At 44.5% G+C, this 15718-nt stretch carries 21 protein-coding genes; all 21 read right to left on the bottom strand.

Annotated features, from left to right (window positions below):
* Nucleotides 1-3: 3 nt before the first annotated feature.
* Nucleotides 4-783, bottom strand: a complete 780-nt coding sequence (locus AC0YN7_RS13870; RefSeq protein ID WP_475810597.1) for a CheR family methyltransferase — start codon at nt 781-783, stop codon at nt 4-6.
* A gap of 30 nt (nt 784-813) precedes the next feature.
* Nucleotides 814-1257: a nucleoside-diphosphate kinase gene (gene ndk / locus AC0YN7_RS13865; protein WP_475810596.1), complete on the bottom strand. Its 444-nt coding sequence runs from the start codon at nt 1255-1257 to the stop codon at nt 814-816.
* Nucleotides 1258-1286: 29 nt separating this feature from the next.
* The gene (locus AC0YN7_RS13860) at nt 1287-2261 is read right to left on the bottom strand and encodes a polyprenyl synthetase family protein (RefSeq protein WP_475810595.1); all 975 of its coding nucleotides are present in this window, start codon (nt 2259-2261) and stop codon (nt 1287-1289) included.
* Between the two features lie 4 nt (nt 2262-2265).
* Complete coding sequence (locus AC0YN7_RS13855; protein ID WP_475810594.1) at nt 2266-3117, bottom strand: menaquinone biosynthesis protein; 852 nt, start codon at nt 3115-3117, stop codon at nt 2266-2268.
* Nucleotides 3107-3754, bottom strand: coding sequence for a UbiX family flavin prenyltransferase (locus AC0YN7_RS13850; protein ID WP_475810593.1), 648 nt, complete (start codon nt 3752-3754; stop codon nt 3107-3109). Before AC0YN7_RS13850 ends, AC0YN7_RS13855 begins: the two co-directional genes overlap by 11 nt.
* The gene (locus AC0YN7_RS13845; protein WP_475810592.1) at nt 3748-4623 is read right to left on the bottom strand and encodes a UbiA-like polyprenyltransferase; all 876 of its coding nucleotides are present in this window, start codon (nt 4621-4623) and stop codon (nt 3748-3750) included. The genes AC0YN7_RS13850 and AC0YN7_RS13845 overlap by 7 nt, the downstream gene beginning before the upstream one ends.
* Nucleotides 4624-4625: 2 nt before the next feature.
* The gene (locus AC0YN7_RS13840) at nt 4626-5336 is read right to left on the bottom strand and encodes a demethylmenaquinone methyltransferase (RefSeq protein WP_475810591.1); all 711 of its coding nucleotides are present in this window, start codon (nt 5334-5336) and stop codon (nt 4626-4628) included.
* Nucleotides 5337-5354: 18 nt separating this feature from the next.
* On the bottom strand, nt 5355-6215 hold the full coding sequence (locus AC0YN7_RS13835; RefSeq protein ID WP_475810590.1) for a heptaprenyl diphosphate synthase component 1: 861 nt from the start codon (nt 6213-6215) through the stop codon (nt 5355-5357).
* A gap of 123 nt (nt 6216-6338) precedes the next feature.
* Nucleotides 6339-6914: a hypothetical protein gene (locus AC0YN7_RS13830; RefSeq protein WP_475810589.1), complete on the bottom strand. Its 576-nt coding sequence runs from the start codon at nt 6912-6914 to the stop codon at nt 6339-6341.
* A 190-nt stretch (nt 6915-7104) separates the two neighbouring features.
* On the bottom strand, nt 7105-7326 hold the full coding sequence (mtrB, locus tag AC0YN7_RS13825) for a trp RNA-binding attenuation protein MtrB (protein ID WP_475810588.1): 222 nt from the start codon (nt 7324-7326) through the stop codon (nt 7105-7107).
* Between the two features lie 179 nt (nt 7327-7505).
* Nucleotides 7506-7781, bottom strand: a complete 276-nt coding sequence (locus tag AC0YN7_RS13820; RefSeq protein WP_475810587.1) for an HU family DNA-binding protein — start codon at nt 7779-7781, stop codon at nt 7506-7508.
* A gap of 290 nt (nt 7782-8071) precedes the next feature.
* Nucleotides 8072-9550, bottom strand: a complete 1479-nt coding sequence (gene spoIVA, locus AC0YN7_RS13815; RefSeq protein WP_475810586.1) for a stage IV sporulation protein A — start codon at nt 9548-9550, stop codon at nt 8072-8074.
* A gap of 295 nt (nt 9551-9845) precedes the next feature.
* Nucleotides 9846-10598 (bottom strand): hypothetical protein, encoded by a 753-nt coding sequence (locus tag AC0YN7_RS13810; RefSeq protein WP_475810585.1) that lies wholly within the window; start codon nt 10596-10598, stop codon nt 9846-9848.
* Between the two features lie 14 nt (nt 10599-10612).
* The gene (locus tag AC0YN7_RS13805) at nt 10613-10960 is read right to left on the bottom strand and encodes a 2Fe-2S iron-sulfur cluster-binding protein (RefSeq protein WP_475810584.1); all 348 of its coding nucleotides are present in this window, start codon (nt 10958-10960) and stop codon (nt 10613-10615) included.
* The gene (locus AC0YN7_RS13800) at nt 10960-11562 is read right to left on the bottom strand and encodes a nucleotidyltransferase family protein (RefSeq protein ID WP_475810583.1); all 603 of its coding nucleotides are present in this window, start codon (nt 11560-11562) and stop codon (nt 10960-10962) included. Before AC0YN7_RS13800 ends, AC0YN7_RS13805 begins: the two co-directional genes overlap by 1 nt.
* A gap of 117 nt (nt 11563-11679) precedes the next feature.
* Nucleotides 11680-11976, bottom strand: coding sequence for a 2Fe-2S iron-sulfur cluster-binding protein (locus tag AC0YN7_RS13795; protein ID WP_475810582.1), 297 nt, complete (start codon nt 11974-11976; stop codon nt 11680-11682).
* 55 nt (nt 11977-12031) lie between these two features.
* Nucleotides 12032-12211, bottom strand: a complete 180-nt coding sequence (locus AC0YN7_RS13790; protein WP_475810581.1) for a DUF2768 family protein — start codon at nt 12209-12211, stop codon at nt 12032-12034.
* A 138-nt stretch (nt 12212-12349) separates the two neighbouring features.
* Complete coding sequence (locus AC0YN7_RS13785) at nt 12350-12625, bottom strand: stage VI sporulation protein F (protein WP_475810580.1); 276 nt, start codon at nt 12623-12625, stop codon at nt 12350-12352.
* A gap of 73 nt (nt 12626-12698) precedes the next feature.
* Nucleotides 12699-13733 (bottom strand): NAD(P)H-dependent glycerol-3-phosphate dehydrogenase, encoded by a 1035-nt coding sequence (locus tag AC0YN7_RS13780; RefSeq protein WP_475810579.1) that lies wholly within the window; start codon nt 13731-13733, stop codon nt 12699-12701.
* 6 nt (nt 13734-13739) lie between these two features.
* Nucleotides 13740-14339, bottom strand: coding sequence for a glycerol-3-phosphate 1-O-acyltransferase PlsY (gene plsY, locus AC0YN7_RS13775; protein WP_475810578.1), 600 nt, complete (start codon nt 14337-14339; stop codon nt 13740-13742).
* A 12-nt stretch (nt 14340-14351) separates the two neighbouring features.
* Nucleotides 14352-15674 carry a ribosome biogenesis GTPase Der gene (gene der / locus AC0YN7_RS13770; protein ID WP_475810577.1) on the bottom strand — a complete coding sequence of 441 codons (1323 nt, stop codon included), beginning with the start codon at nt 15672-15674 and terminating at the stop codon, nt 14352-14354.
* Nucleotides 15675-15718 lie beyond the last annotated feature (44 nt).

Here is a 15718-nt window from a genome sequence, read left to right as displayed (position 1 = left end):
TAATTATACTTTCCGATAAAAGAACGTATCTGCTGTCTCAAAACCGTAAACCGCAGGTGAGAAAATTTGCTCCGTACTGCCCACAAACAGCAATCCGCCTGGTTTAAGCGCATTCGAAAATTTATGATACAACAAATGCTTCGCTTCTTCTGTAAAATAAATCATAACATTGCGGCAAACAATTAAGTCAAAGGAAGCATCGAATGAATCATGAAGTAAATTTTGCTGCTTGAATTGGATAAATTGCTTTAAATGATCCGATATATGATAGGCGCCATCTGCTTCTTTAAAATACTTTTGTCTGCATACAGAAGGCACATCGCGTAATGAACGCTCCAAATAACTGCCTTCCATTGCTTTCTGCAATACATTCGTATCCAAATCGGTTGCAAGCATCGTTGTACGCTGCAGCGCTCCTAGCTCTGCTAAAATCATTGCAAGAGTGTATGGCTCTTCTCCAGTTGAGCAAGCCGCGCTCCAAACCTTGATTGGGGAGGCGGATCTCATCATTTCAGGGAAAAAGCGATTTTGCAATACTTCCCACCTTGATGGGTTTCTCCAAAATTCAGATACATTAATCGTCATCCGATCCAGAAACTCATTCAACAAGCTTCGGTTCTGCTCCATAGCCTTCCAGTACTCATCAAAGGTTTGGTACCCATGTTTCATCCGAAGCGTTGTTAGTCTTCGTTTCATTTGAGCTTCTTTGTACTGCGACAAATCGATGTCGGTCTTTTGCTTTATTCGAACGATAAATTGTGCAAAATCTCGATCCTCCACCATTAAATCCTCCATCATTAACGGTTGTTAGAGCTAAATCCACCGCTGTATTGTGTGTTCATAGTTGAGAAGCTCATTTGGCGAGAAGAAATTGCTAAGCTCTCTTTCCGCATTTTCTGCTGAGTCTGAGCCATGGATCAAGTTAAAGTTTGTATGTACCGCAAAATCGGACCGAATCGTGCCAGGCAGCGCTTCAAGAGCGTCCGTCTTCCCAATAAGCGCACGTGTCAAAGCAATTACATTGTCTCCCTGCCATACCATAGCAAACACCGGACCGGAAGTAATAAAATCAAGAAGCGGCTCATAGAACACTTTTCCGTGATGCTCTTCGTAATGAGTCTCAGCAAGCTCCCTACTAACGAACATGAATTTGGCTGCAGACAGCTGCAGTCCCTTCTTTTCAAGCCTCGATACTATTTCACCTATTAATCCACGCTGTATACCGTCTGGTTTAATCATAAGAAAAGTTCTTTCCATCGCTAATCCATCCTCTCATATTCAATTCATTAGTAATTACGTTTCCCAACAAAATGCGCAATATCAATTAAATTCTTTTTCGCTGTAATGCTTGGTAATCCTTCTAGAGCAAGCAAAGCTTTTTGAATATAACGATTGGCTAGCTGATCAGCCAGGTCTCCGCCTCCACTTTTACGAATCATTTCAATCGCGCGGCTTGTATCCGCATGTCCATTATTTTCACGAATGGAATTTATCTCATGCAATAAAGACTGTCGAATACGTGTATCCTGCAAAGCTATTAAGACCGGAAGCGTAATGTTACCCTGGCGCATATCCGAGCCTGGAGGCTTGCCAATTTGCTTTTCTGTACCATAAAGATCCAGCAAATCGTCACGTATTTGATAGGCCATCCCAACATTATATCCAAAACGATACATTTTGTTTGCAGTCTCCCGATCCGTGCCCGCCGCAATTGCACCCAGCTGACAGCTAATCGCGATTAAAAGCGCTGTTTTGCGCCGTATACGCAGCAAATAATTACGTACAGATTGCTCTGTGTTGAAAAAATCACGTATTTGCTCCATCTCACCGACACACATTTGTACGAGTGCCTTTGACAGCACTTGATGTATGAGCGGATTCGGAAGCTGGGCCGCAATCGATAAAGCTTTGCCATGAATATAATCCCCTGTATACATCGCAATTCGATTGTCCCACTTCGCCTTAACAGTCAGCTGACCGCGACGTGTCTCCGCGTCATCGATAACATCATCATGAACAAGGGAAGCCATATGAATCAATTCAAGAGGGACAGCAACCCGCTTCATTATTTCAAGCTGGTAATCACCGAACTTTCCTGCTAATAAAACAAAAATTGGTCTGATGCGTTTACCGCCTGCTTTGAGTAAATGCAAAGAAGCTTCACTCAGAAGCACATGATCATCAGACACGCTGCGTTCAAGCTCCAGCTCGATTTGATTCAGATCACCTTTCATCTTCGCATATAAGTCAAGTAGTTTCATTCGTTCACCTACTGGGCAGATTGGTCTTCAAAAAAGTAAAAGCAACATCATACGAAAGCAAACCAAGCTGCTTCGCATATTGGAAATATAAAGCAAGCCCTTCTTGCAGCTTGCTTCCAAAATCATATTGAAGCGAATGAAAATACATGTCCCAGTAAGCAGTATCTCCGCCAAGCTGTTCGCAAGCATTAGCAATCAGAGGATCAAGATGAGTGTTATTATACTGTTTGCACGATAGAAGCGCATTATATACCGCTTGGATAGCATCGGGCTCTGCTTCCACTGCTTCTCTCCGGGCTGCAACTACCGCGTAAGTCATCCCAAGACCAGTCCAATCATTCCATAAACGCCCCAAATCAATGACCTGCAGCCCTTGATTTCCCCACGAAGCTTGGATAGCCGGATCACCTATAATTAGCGCTGCATCTGATGTTTCCAGCATCCGGTCAAGCAAAGGCTCTGCTGTCACATATTCTGGCTTACAATCATAGTGCATCTCCATTATTATTTTGAGCAAATTGACTGATGTAGCCGAAGTCGTGGTTACAGCAATTTTTTTCGGCCGTTTGTTTGCGATTGGTTCTTTCAAAAACAATAAGATCGAATTTACATTGCCGATAGATCCAACCGATAAATGCGGCAATAAAACATAGTCCTTTGCATTTTGACCATATGAGAAAGAAGATATGGCAGACAAATCAAGCTCACTTGATTGCAGCATCCGATTTAATTCAGATGGAACACGTGAGATAACTTTATAGCTATTGAAGTCTGCATGTTTTTCAAACTGGTGAAAAAGCGGCCATGCATTCGCGTAATCAATTCGACCGATGGTGATCGGGCGACTAAAGCCCATTCTGCTCATCTCCCCATCTTCTGTACAAATCATGTTCAATTCCCATGCTGTCCATTACTTTCCCTACTAGAAAGTCAATCATTTCATCCATGGATTGCGGTTTAAAATAAAAAGCCGGCATCGCCGGAATCATCCTGACACCTAGACGGGACAAGGTCAGCATATTTTCCAAATGGATAGCATGCAGCGGAGTCTCTCTAGGAACGAGCAGCAGCTTCCTATTCTCCTTAAGCATGACATCCGCCGCTCTTGTCATCAAATCATCGGAAATGCCGTGCGCGATCGACGCAAGCGTCCCCATCGAGCACGGCACAACGACCATACCTTCTACACGGAACGAGCCGCTTGCTATGCTCGCCCCTATATCAGCATTCGGATGAAAGACAAGTCTTCCATCCGCAAGTGCTTCGCCAAAGCGTAGTTCAAGCGCTGAAGAACGGCGTGCCGTCTCCCAGCCCAGCTCTTCCTTCAGAACACGCCAGCCGGCTTCGGTCAAGACAAGGTGAACCTGGAAGCCTCTGCACAGCAGTTCCTCAATAAGCCTTATCCCGTAAATAGAGCCGCTGGCTCCCGTTATCCCTACAACCCATCGTTTTAACAATCGGTTCTCACATTCTGCCGCCATTGTCTCTACCATTGGTGGAGCACCAACAAATCAACGATCGTAAACATAAACAAAACGACGCTAAGCGTACCGTTCATTCCAAAAAAGGCCGTTTGCACACGAGACAAATCATTCGGACGAACAAGCCAGTGCTGATAAAACAACAGTGCGATTGAAATCAACGTGCCGAGCAGATACATCCAGCTTAGCTCGGTCAGCCAGAACAAGGTAATGAAACCGATAGCTGTAACGATATGCAGCGAACGAGCAATCCAAAGCGCGCCTGCAATTCCGAAACGAGCGGGTATTGAGTGCAGACCAGCATTGCGGTCATATTCAAAGTCTTGCGTCGCATAAATGATATCAAAGCCTGCGATCCAAAGCGCCACAGTCCCGTATAATAACCATGCGGCAGCATCAAAACCACCTGTGATTGCAACCCAGCCGCCAAGCGGAGATAATGCAATCGTAAAACCTAGTACAAGGTGGCAAAGCCAAGTAAACCGTTTTGTATACGAATATAATACTAGGAATACAACAGCAATAGGCATCAACTTAAGCGCAATAGGCGCAAGATTAGCGCTCGCGACGAATAACATTACAAATGAAACAATCGTAAATATTAAAACCTCGGCTGACTTGAGCAAGCCTGCTGGAAGAGCCCGATTCTCTGTACGTGGGTTTCGTAAGTCAATCGCTTTATCAATCAAACGATTTAAGCACATTGCCGCGCTTCTCGCACCAAACATCGCTAGTGTAATCCATCCAATCTCTTCCCATGTAGGAAGACGCTGCTCCATGACTACCGCGCCTAATATTGCTCCCATAAATGCAAACGGCAATGCAAACACCGTATGTTCAAATTTAATCATTTCTAAAATAATGCCAATTTTGCGAACCATTGCTATTCCTTCTCCTTTATCCCCATATGCAGCGCTGCTACTCCGCCGGTCAAAGGAAAGGCAATTACCTGCTGCAGCCCTGCTTGTTCAAACATTTTTGCAAGTTGCATGCGATCAGGAAACAGTTTTAACGACTCAGGCAACCATTTATATTCCTCAAAGCGCTTGGCAACAAGCTTACCTATAAGCGGCAAGATACGCTCGAAATATAAATTATACATTCCTTTGAATGGCTGCCATGTCGGCTTTGATACCTCTAAGCAAACAACTTTGCCGCCTGGCTTAACTACACGTCTCATTTCTTTGAGCACCTGCATGTAATCGGGTACGTTACGCAAGCCGAAGCCAATTGTTACATAATCAAACGAGTTATCCTCAAACGGCAAACTCATCGCGTTCCCTTGTACTAATGAAATCTGATTTTGCAAGCTCAGCTTCTCCACTTTGACAGCACCGATATCAAGCATATTCTGACTGAAATCAAGACCGATCACCTTACCGGTCTCACTAGCTTCCGCAAGCGCGATTGTCCAGTCACAGGTGCCGCAGCAAAGATCCAGTGCGGTTTGGCCTGGCATCACATTCATCTTCTTCATGGTAAACTTGCGCCATGCTTTATGTCTGCGAAAGCTAATTAAATCGTTCATAAAATCATATTGCGGCGCGATTCGTTCAAAAACGCCATGCACATGACTCTTAGAATTCGAATCCATTTTCTAATATCACCTCGTCTAGTTTAGCGCAGGAGTAATGCTTGTCATCTTGTATATCAGACCATCAATAATCACAGACAGATCTTTGATTAGCTTGTCCGACTCCAGCTTGCCTGCAATTGCTTCCAGCGCAGCTGCTGAATGCTTCAGCTTAGCCGTAAGCAAGCTGCGTATTTGATATTTATCCACTAAACTCTTAATAAAGACTGGCCCATTCACGCCTCCAGCTAGCTGCAGGCGCTCCTCATCCGTGCCCTCCTGCATGACATGCCAGTAACCCCAGCTTTTATCAAAGCGTACTGGGGTGTCACAGCGCTCTAATTCCTCAAGAACAACTTCACATCTGCTTACCCCAGCTAACATCTCTGGCCATATTCGAGATATTGTTCCTTCGAGCAGACTTGAGAACAGCTGAAACAGCGTACTGCGAAGTTGTACGGAAAAGCTTAAATAATCATCAGCGGTCAGCTTGAGCTGTCTCATCCGCATATAGAGATTAACCTTAAGTCTGTTTACTTCACAGACAGCATTGCTTATTTTCGCAATCATATCAACCTGTCCTGCCTGTGCAAGCAGTTGATAAAAGCTAGCGCTGAAATAATCGCCAGCAAGCACCTTAAGCTGTCTCGAACGCATTTCACGCTCCGGGCGCTGCTCTAAATCAGTATCGATTAAATCATGGGTATCCATTCCTAGCTGAACAAGTGAAATGACGAGAGTATACAGCTCGCTTTGCTTAGCTAGCAATGGGTCTTGATCAAGAAAAGCATAAAGTAAACGGAGCCTTGCATCCGGAAGCTCCGGCAAGTCCGTATGTGCTTGAATCATGTCATATTCAATGTACTTTTGTGCTATTTCAGGTATACGGTATGGTTTCATGGGGTAAGCCTCCGAACAGAGAAGCGCAACTCGCCGCTCAATAATCTAAACTATTATAGCACAACTTTTTTAAAGAGCATATGAATCAGACTCTTTGTTTATCATTTTGCAACATATTGTGCTTCAGTTATTGATTATTGAGACCGGCTTTACTGTAAATCCCGTTATAGGACCGAACCTGTATTCCCAGGCGCTTGTGAAACTGACTCTCAATCTTTTTCTCCACAACTCATCATGAACGGGGTCCGCGTTTACAAGATTGTCCATATCGCTAATAAGCCAGCTATCTGTTTTGCGTACATCAATTGCCGCCAGCAGCGTTGTGCCTTCCGAACGATCCTCTACCATTCGAATGAGCACTCTTTTCACGTTTTCAAGCTGAATGAAAGCAACGCGAAGCAGCTTCTCCACATCAGCAAACCAAGCTGATGGACGTCCAACATCTGTACTTACTTTAATATCGATCGACAATATGGCATTATTCCATTCCACTTTATCAACCCGTTCTTTTAACTGGACACCTACAAGCACGTCAACTAAATTGCTGTTTGTTAATCGAACGGCTGGAGTTGTACGAAATACAGCTACTTCATGACGTGTGGACGGATTTTCCCAAGCCGCATGCGGCAGCCAAGACAGAATTAGGGTTACAGCAACAACAGCCATACAGGCCGATAGCAACGGTTTACCGATGCGCATTAGGCACCTCCAAGTTTCAAATATCCAACGCAGACCGTATCACAAGCTTTGTCATTCAAAAAAAGACTCATACATCATTGTACGAGCATGATAGGTCGAATATTCAACACTTGGCTTAATCGTCGCTCTTGCTTCAGTCACGTCAGGCTGATAATAAAAAAAGCAGGCAGCGCCTGCTCATTTCTTTCAGTTACTGATCGGTTTCCATCGTACCATATTTCGTCATAACGACCGCTTTCCCGCGAATTTTAATCGCAGAAGTATGATCAGTAAATTGGCAAATCAAAATCTCGTTTTTATCCAACTTTTCCGTATGATGAAACTTAGTATCGTGACCGCGTGTTAATCCGATGACCTGAACTCCTTGGTCTTTTGCTCTTACGATAATATACTCGCTATTTGTAGGCTCCATCGTTATCCCTCCGCATCCGTTATTGCAAACTATCCATGTGAATTATAGTGGAAGTCGATCATTTGTGCAATCTCTTTGCCGATTGATAAGCCTAAAAGGCTTTATCCGCTCATTACGGCATATATGAAACAAAAAACGCCCGAACGATTACCGCTCGAGCGTTGCTTGCATGCTTATACTTAATTGGATACGAGGTCCTTAAGTGATTTTCCTGGTTTAAAAGCAGGGATTTTACTAGCTGCGATGTCGATTTCTTCACCAGTTTGCGGGTTGCGGCCTTTACGGGCTTGGCGCTCGCGAACTTCAAAGTTTCCAAATCCAACAAGTTGCACTTTATCTCCGCTTTGAAGCGAATCTGAGATCGCATCAAATACAGCGTCAACTGCTTTTGTTGCATCTTTCTTAGAAAGTTCAGTCAGCTCAGCGACTTTAGCAATCAAATCTGTTTTGTTCATTGTTTCACCTCCTTAAAAGTTTTACAAAGTAAAACTTACTTCGTAAGCATGGTCCTAAAGTTTTAAGAAATAAAACTTACTTCGTAAGCATGGACCTTAAGATTTATGAAGTAAAAAGCTTATCTTATCCCTCTTATTCACCGAAAAATTCAAAATTATACCTTTTGACCGAACAAACCTATAGTAATACAGCCGATTAGCAATTTCAAGTGTTAACGTGCATTTCTGCCAAAACAAATAAGCTGCCCCTGTTTCGGAAGCAGCTTGTTCGTTCAATCCAACCGTTTCATTTACAAAATGATGGCGATCAATCCACCAGAGCCTTCGTTGATGATGCGCCCAAGTGTTTCTTGCAGCTTGTATCGCGCGTTATCCGGCATCATCGCTATTTTGCCTTGAATTCCTTCTCTAACGATCGAATGCAGTGAGCGCCCAAAAATATCAGACTCCCAAATTTTAATTGGATCGTTCTCAAAGTCTTGCATTAAGTATCTAACAAGCTCTTCGCTTTGCTTCTCCGTACCGATAATCGGAGCAAACTCCGACTCTACGTCGACACGAATCATATGGATAGATGGTGCTGTCGCTTTCAGCCTTACACCGAAGCGTGAGCCTTGGCGAATAAGCTCTGGCTCATCAAGGGCCATCTCTGCAAGCGAAGGAGCCGCTATGCCGTATCCAGTCGTCTTAACCATTTCAAGCGCTTCCGCGAAACGATCATACTCCCGCTTCGCGTGAGAGAACTCTTGCATCAATTGCAGCAAGTGATCCTTTCCGCGAATTTCTACACCGACGACCTCCATCAAAATACGGTCGTACAGCTCATCTGGAGCGTACAGATCAATTTCTGCTACGCCTTGACCCATATTCATTCCGCTCAAACCTGCTCGAGCGATAAAATCGTATTCCATGAACTGCGTTACTACTCGATCTACATCACGCAGACGACGAATGTCCTTCACCGTGTCACGGACGGAGCTCTCATAATTGCTGCGCAGCCAGTGGTTGTCGTTCAGTACCATAACCCAGCTCGGTAAATTCACATTCACTTCGTGAACAGGGAATTCATAGAGTACTTCCCGCAGAACGGAAATAACTTCATCCTCACCCATTGTAGCGACACTCATCGTCATTACCGGAATATCGTATTTGGCCTGCAGTTCATTTCGCAGTTGAAGCGCCTCTTCGCCCTTAGGACGAGTTGAGTTTATGATGAGCACAAAAGGTTTGCCAACTTCCTTCAACTCGTTAATGACGCGTTCCTCAGCTACAACGTAGGAGCTGCGCGGAATTTCAGCAATTGAACCGTCAGTCGTTACTACAACGCCAAGTGTGGAGTGTTCTTGAATGACTTTGCGCGTTCCAATTTCTGCTGCCTCTTGGAAAGGAATCGGCTCATCGAACCAAGGAGTCGTAATCATGCGAGGACCATTTTCATCCTCATAGCCCTTCGCTCCCTCAACCGCGTAACCTACACAGTCGACCAATCTCACGTTTACCTCAAGTCCATCGGTAACTTTGAGCTGTACAGCTTGGTTAGGCACAAATTTTGGCTCGGTTGTCATAATCGTCTTACCTGCGGCGCTTTGAGGAAGCTCATCCACGGCTCTCACACGGTCTGATTCGTTAGCAATGTTAGGAAGCACAACCGTCTCCATAAACCGCTTAATAAACGTTGATTTCCCCGTCCGGACTGCTCCAACCACACCGAGGTAAATATCCCCGCCAGTTCGTTCTGCTATGTCCTTGAAAATGTCTACTTTCTCCACTGAATATCCCCTCCCAATTGATTTTCCGGTTCGCCGCCATCCACCGGACAAAAGGGCAGGCCAGCGACGCAACTCGTACATGCTTTTTGGACTAGTAACATCTTATGTTCCGAGACTCCGATTATGACGATTTCCTCTATTAAATCTTTTTTCACCCGTCAACCAACTTCCCTTCCAAGATTGAGTTATATGAGCAATCGAGTGCAACTATGACGATTAATAGCAAAAAAAACTCTCCTTCAATTGGATTGAAGGAAAGTTTTTTTAAGTTTAGCTATGCAATACAATGCTTGTATTAAGGCTGAATAGCCTGTGGCTCATTATTAACCCATTGATAAGCCGGCGCCTTTACTGGTACAAAATCTGAACCGTCAACGAGCAGCTTGCGTAAATCAAACTTGGAATCGAATGACTTCTTACCGCTCTTTTCCACAGCTTGCATAATATCTATGCCATAGTCAGAATAGACGATTCCGTTATCATCGACTAGCGCTTGAATGGTTTGACCGGTGAACACGCTCAGAACAACTGGCGCCTTCTTGTTTAAACTTTTGTAATCAATTTGATAAAAGCCAGGGTACATTAATTCGCCTTTGGGCAGCTTTCCGCTGCTTTGAAAGCTTGCAGTCACCCAGCTTTGAATATCATTTAGCTGTTGGTAAGCTAAAATATTCATTAATTTTACGCGAGGCTTCGTTTCCTCATCAATGACAAGAAAATAATAATTGCCGCCTTTTTCAAATGCTGCTGATGGAATATCACTTAAATAGCCGGTTCGCTGCAGCTTCTCGAAATCTATAATGAACTTCTCATAGACAGGTGTTTCTACGCTGCTATTCTTAATTGGCAGCATTCCTGTCTCTTCTTTGTACTGATCAACTGCTGCCTGCACGTTGCGTACCGCTTCCTTTGGAGCTATTTGATTTTGTTTGAGTTGATCCTTTGGATACATACAGCCAGATAGAGAAAACAGCACAACTAACAAAGCTACACTAGAAACAATTATTCGAAAATGACTGCTTTGTGCTTGATTGCGTGATCGTTTCATCAATATTCCTCCAATTACCACAAATCGTCGTTTTGCTCCGCCTGCATGGCGAGCTGTCTTTCTACCGCCGCACGAAGAGGATCGAGCGGAACATCCACCTCAACCTTTCCCGCGACTCTAGCCTGGCATGAGAGCCTTACAGAATCGCCATCTAATCCAGAGAGCTTTCTTCTCTCCACGTCTGCGATAGGCTGCAGCTCGCTGCCCGGCCTTATGTTTACTTTGCACATGAAGCAGGCAGCCTTCCCTCCGCAGCGCGTTCTAATAGTCACATTAGCTCTTCGTGCTGCGTCTAATACCGTTGTGCCAGGCCTTACCTTAACTGATCGTCCAGAAGGCCAAAAGGTCACCTCACCGTCCATTACAGCTCACCTGCCTCTCTCTCACGAATCCAGCGGCGTATACTGAGCTTTGCAAGCTCGGTGAACGAATTATTCGCTTCTAAAGCTTTGAGCGCATTCTCGTGGATAACGGGCGCGTCAGCGAAGGCTTCAATGATAAGCTGTACCCGATCTTTACGTCCTCGCAGCGCATTAAACCAAAGCTCATGAGCGAGTGGTACTACATTAGCTATCAGTGAATCTTCCAACAACTCCATTTGACCAGCAAAAGGGAGAAGCAGCTTTCTCACGCTTGTCACATATTTGCATCCAAAAGCAGATACCTGAAATCCCCCGACTAGCTCAACCTGTACTCCATGAATATTAAAATGGCATAGCTTCGAACGATAGATTTCAGTTACGCTTATAGTTGGCTCATCAATCGCATATGCGATTAATGAATGGTAAATCGCGTTAACATCTTCATCATCACAATAAATATCCAGGTCACGCGGTTCAGTTTGCAACGGCAAATCCCTAAGCATTAATGCCGCGCTTCCTCCGACTATCCAACTTGTATCCATTGATTCTGTGGCTTTTATAATTGCAGCCAGCGCTTTTTGAATGCGTTCATTTTCGGTCATCGCCGGCACTTCCTTCCAAGCGTAAACGACTTGCGCCGTCCTCTGGCGCTGCAGCTCACGTTTCGCAGTGAACAAACAAGCAAACGAATTAAACCGCTGCTGCTTTGCCTCTATGTGTTAAAAATAAGTTTTATTTATCGCCACGATTGGTCCTGCATCTTTTTTCACAATAGCTTGACAGCCTAATCGATAGCCTTCCTCGAACTCTTCCGGCTCCAGACGATCCCACTCCTGGTCTGTTATTTCCTCCAGCTGGTCTCTACCCTCTGTTACAAGGCAGCGACAGCGCGCACAGGTGCCGCGAGTGCACGAGAAGCTCCAATCCACATTATGCTTAATGGCATGGTCTAATATGGACAAGCCCTCTTCCGCCTCGACAATTGCAGTTTTGGTTCTCCCCTTCAAATCGATCATATGTGTAATTTCTCCTTCTCTGCTTGAATGATCCAATTGTTATATGTACTCGACACTAGATTATAGAAAGCAGTCCGCAAATAAAACCTATTATTAAAATGATAAATGCGATCAATGAAAGAATAAACTTTACTACTCCTTTAGTTTTTGTCCTAGCGACCGTAATCAAAATAGCCGCGATTGCCATCATGCCGATACCAATTAACGATACCCACATTTTAGTCATAGCATCCATATAAAATTCATTCTCCTAATCTGTATCATAATGAGTTCTGTACCATTATAGCATCGTACAAAAAAAAGGACAAAAGCAGACAGAGTGTTGCACCAAATACGAAAATTCGGTACAGTCCCTCGCTTTTGTCGCTATCCATTACTTCTTGATCATCATTTTCATTAATGCTTCCATATTACTAGCGTTCATACCGCTCGCTTTAACTGCTTTTACGATATCATTTATTGTTGACTCTGAAACTTTAATTTTAGCCATTTCCGATACTTGCTTGATCAGCTTCCTTAGCTCTGCTTCGCTTTGCATCGTTTCTGCTGTTACGCCGCTGGCAAGCTTCTTAACTGAATTTTCGGAAATGCCTTTTCCGGTCTTTTTGTTAATCGAATTCAATATATCTTTAGAAAAATCCTTCGACAATTCCCCCAACCTCCCCCAAAAATTTATTCCTAGCATCATATGATTGGGAGATTGGTTTGGTGTAGGCGCTGTCCTAATTGATTTCTTCGATTTCGTGTGTGCGTAGACGACCCATTAAATGCTCTACAGCTATCCTAGGCGCCTTATTCTCGAACAATACCTCATAGAGTTGGGTTGTAATCGGCATCTCGACATCGTACTGCTTTGCTAGCTCATAAGCGGCACGTGTCGTTCTTACACCTTCTACAACCATGCCCATCTTATTCAGCACCTCATCTAACGGTGTACCGTCAGCAAGCATGTAGCCAGCACGCCAATTACGACTATGCTTGCTCGTACAGGTCACGACAAGATCGCCAACTCCAGCAAGCCCAGCAAATGTAAGTGGATTCGCGCCCATAGCTGCGCCAAGCCTGCCAATTTCGGCCAGACCACGCGTCAATAATGCCGCTTTGGCATTATCGCCAAAATTAAGCCCATCAGATAAGCCGGCACCAAGAGCAATTATGTTTTTGATTGCGCCCGACACCTCCACACCAACCACGTCCGGATTCGTGTACACGCGGAAGTGTGTATTCATTAATGCATCCTGCGCCTGCTCCGCTGCTTGCATATTGGCAGAAGCTACCACAACCGTTGTTGGCTGCTTCCGGATAACTTCCTCAGCATGGCTTGGTCCAGAGAGAACTACAAGCTCCTCAACGGAACGACCAAGCTCCTCAGAAAGAACAGTCGTCATCCGTTTAAGCGTCTCCGTCTCAAACCCTTTCGTAGCATGAACACATAAGGTTTCTGGCAACAAGTGTAGAGCCGCCTGCTTAGCAACCTCTCGCATTGCTCCTGATGGCGCAACAAACAGCGCAAGCTCCGCTAAGTGCAACGCCTCTTTCATATCGGTAGTTGCACGAATCAATTCTGGAAGCTTAACGCCTGGAAGAAACTTGCTATTTTCGTGATTTTGGTTGATGTCGTCTGCCTGCTCTTCATTCCGTGTCCATAACATAACCTGATAACCGTTGTTTGCCAGTACAGAAGCAAGAGCCGTTCCCCAGCTTCCTGCTACTAACACTGCCGCACGTCCTCTTGATGTTGAGCTATTCGTTGTCATGTAAAGCTACATTCCTTTCTTAGCGCCAAGCTTATTTTCCGTCCCTTGCAGCAGCTTTATTATATTTGTACGATGGCGAAAGAACGCAAAAAGACAAATAATGAGACTAGCACAAAGCAAAGGTACTGAGAAATAAAAGAAATAAATGAATAATGGCGTTAGAGCGGCAAATAAAAGCGAGCCTAAAGAAACATATCTCGTTAATGCAATAATTGCGATAGCTACCAAGCCTGCGCAAAGCGCGGGCACAAATGAAAGCGTAGCTATTACGCCTACTGTTGTAGCGATTCCTTTGCCGCCTTTGAAGCCGAACCAGATCGGCCAATTGTGACCAATAATCGCAGCTAGGCCGCATAGAGCCGGAATCCATTCATTATCACCAAGCCAATGCCCGATGCCTACAGCACCTACACCCTTGGCGATATCGAGTAGAAACACGAGTATGCCCGGACCTTTCCCAAGCACTCTTAATGTATTTGTCGCCCCGGCATTGCCGCTGCCATGCTGGCGTATATCAATCCCTTTGACCCATTTCGCTATAACAATACTGAAAGAAATCGAGCCTAACAAATAGCTTAACGCAACTGCGATAACCCCGTATAACAAGCTTCTTCTCCCCTAATCTTCTTCAGACTTCCGTCTTGAGAATATACGAATCGGTGTGCCTTCAAAATTGAACGCTGCACGAATTTTGTTTTCAAGATACCGCTCATATGAGAAATGCATAATCGACGGATCATTAACAAAAACAACGATCGTAGGCGGTTTAGTCGCTACTTGTGTCACGTAGTTAATGCGCAAACGTTTCCCTTTGTCACTTGGCGGTGGATTGATTGCAACCGCATCCGAAATAACATCATTAAGTAGATGAGTTTGGATACGCAGCGCATGCTGCTCCGATACATGGTTTACTACGGGCAACAGTTTTTGTAAACGTTGTTTCGTTAGCGCCGATAAATATACGATTGGGGCATAAGTCATGAATAGGAAGTGGTCTCGAATATTTTGCGAGAAGTTTTGCATCGTTTTCTCATCTTTATCAACAATATCCCATTTGTTCACGACAAAAATAGATGCTTTACCCGCTTCATGCGCATATCCAGCAATATGCTTGTCCTGCTCGATGATACCTTCTTCGCCATTAATTAGCACGAGGACGACATCCGCGCGTTCAATCGCTTTCATAGCACGCATTACACTATACTTCTCCGTCGATTCATACACCTTGCCGCGCTTGCGCATACCTGCTGTATCAATAAGAACATAGCGTTGTCCGTCACGTTCGAAAGGCGTATCAATCGCGTCGCGAGTGGTACCCGCAACATCACTGACAATTACACGATCTTCACCGAGTAAAGCATTTACTAAGGAGGACTTTCCGACATTTGGTCGTCCAATCAAGGCAACCTTAATAATATCTTCATCGTACTCTTCTTCTGTTAAATCAGGTAACAGTACTGCCGCAGCATCTAACAGATCTCCGATCCCAAGTCCATGAGAGCCAGAAATAGCAATCGGTTGCCCAAAGCCAAGTCCGTAGAATTCATACACTTCATCCATACGGTTAGCATTGTCAACTTTATTAACAGCAAGAACGACAGGCTTACGCGAGCGGAACAGCATTTGTGCAACCTCGTCATCAGCATGCGTCAAACCGGTTTTGGCATCGACCATAAAAATAATGACATCCGCTTCTTCTATCGCCAGTTCAGCCTGCATACGGACAGACTTCATGATCTCATCTTCACCATCAATTTCTATACCGCCAGTATCAATAATGCTGAACGGCTTGCCATTCCATTCACCAGTACCGTAAATTCGGTCACGGGTAATACCAGGCTTATCTTCTACAATTGCTAGTCGGTCTCCAATTACCCTATTAAAAATAGTGGACTTCCCTACATTTGGACGTCCGACGATCGCTATTACGGGTCTTGCCATAGTTAGCTTTTCACTCCTTCAAAAATACTCACGTTAACCATCAT

It is taken from the genome of Paenibacillus sp. J31R122, assembly GCF_056269185.1.
The sequence above is the reverse complement of the archived record's forward strand: the minus strand, read 5'-3'. Positions and strand labels throughout refer to the sequence as shown.

What these genes read in the sequence shown, in the direction of transcription:
- AC0YN7_RS13870 (WP_475810597.1), bottom strand. Translation starts at nt 783, where the DNA reads ATGGTGGAGGATCGAGATTTTGCACAATTTATCGTTCGAATAAAGCAA.
- ndk (WP_475810596.1), bottom strand. Translation starts at nt 1,257, where the DNA reads ATGGAAAGAACTTTTCTTATGATTAAACCAGACGGTATACAGCGTGGA.
- AC0YN7_RS13860 (WP_475810595.1), bottom strand. Translation starts at nt 2,261, where the DNA reads ATGAAACTACTTGACTTATATGCGAAGATGAAAGGTGATCTGAATCAA.
- AC0YN7_RS13855 (WP_475810594.1), bottom strand. Translation starts at nt 3,117, where the DNA reads ATGGGCTTTAGTCGCCCGATCACCATCGGTCGAATTGATTACGCGAAT.
- AC0YN7_RS13850 (WP_475810593.1), bottom strand. Translation starts at nt 3,754, where the DNA reads ATGGTAGAGACAATGGCGGCAGAATGTGAGAACCGATTGTTAAAACGA.
- AC0YN7_RS13845 (WP_475810592.1), bottom strand. Translation starts at nt 4,623, where the DNA reads ATGGTTCGCAAAATTGGCATTATTTTAGAAATGATTAAATTTGAACAT.
- AC0YN7_RS13840 (WP_475810591.1), bottom strand. Translation starts at nt 5,336, where the DNA reads ATGGATTCGAATTCTAAGAGTCATGTGCATGGCGTTTTTGAACGAATC.
- AC0YN7_RS13835 (WP_475810590.1), bottom strand. Translation starts at nt 6,215, where the DNA reads ATGAAACCATACCGTATACCTGAAATAGCACAAAAGTACATTGAATAT.
- AC0YN7_RS13830 (WP_475810589.1), bottom strand. Translation starts at nt 6,914, where the DNA reads ATGCGCATCGGTAAACCGTTGCTATCGGCCTGTATGGCTGTTGTTGCT.
- mtrB (WP_475810588.1), bottom strand. Translation starts at nt 7,326, where the DNA reads ATGGAGCCTACAAATAGCGAGTATATTATCGTAAGAGCAAAAGACCAA.
- AC0YN7_RS13820 (WP_475810587.1), bottom strand. Translation starts at nt 7,781, where the DNA reads ATGAACAAAACAGATTTGATTGCTAAAGTCGCTGAGCTGACTGAACTT.
- AC0YN7_RS13810 (WP_475810585.1), bottom strand. Translation starts at nt 10,598, where the DNA reads ATGAAACGATCACGCAATCAAGCACAAAGCAGTCATTTTCGAATAATT.
- AC0YN7_RS13805 (WP_475810584.1), bottom strand. Translation starts at nt 10,960, where the DNA reads ATGGACGGTGAGGTGACCTTTTGGCCTTCTGGACGATCAGTTAAGGTA.
- AC0YN7_RS13800 (WP_475810583.1), bottom strand. Translation starts at nt 11,562, where the DNA reads ATGACCGAAAATGAACGCATTCAAAAAGCGCTGGCTGCAATTATAAAA.
- AC0YN7_RS13795 (WP_475810582.1), bottom strand. Translation starts at nt 11,976, where the DNA reads ATGATCGATTTGAAGGGGAGAACCAAAACTGCAATTGTCGAGGCGGAA.
- AC0YN7_RS13790 (WP_475810581.1), bottom strand. Translation starts at nt 12,211, where the DNA reads ATGGATGCTATGACTAAAATGTGGGTATCGTTAATTGGTATCGGCATG.
- AC0YN7_RS13780 (WP_475810579.1), bottom strand. Translation starts at nt 13,733, where the DNA reads ATGACAACGAATAGCTCAACATCAAGAGGACGTGCGGCAGTGTTAGTA.
- der (WP_475810577.1), bottom strand. Translation starts at nt 15,674, where the DNA reads ATGGCAAGACCCGTAATAGCGATCGTCGGACGTCCAAATGTAGGGAAG.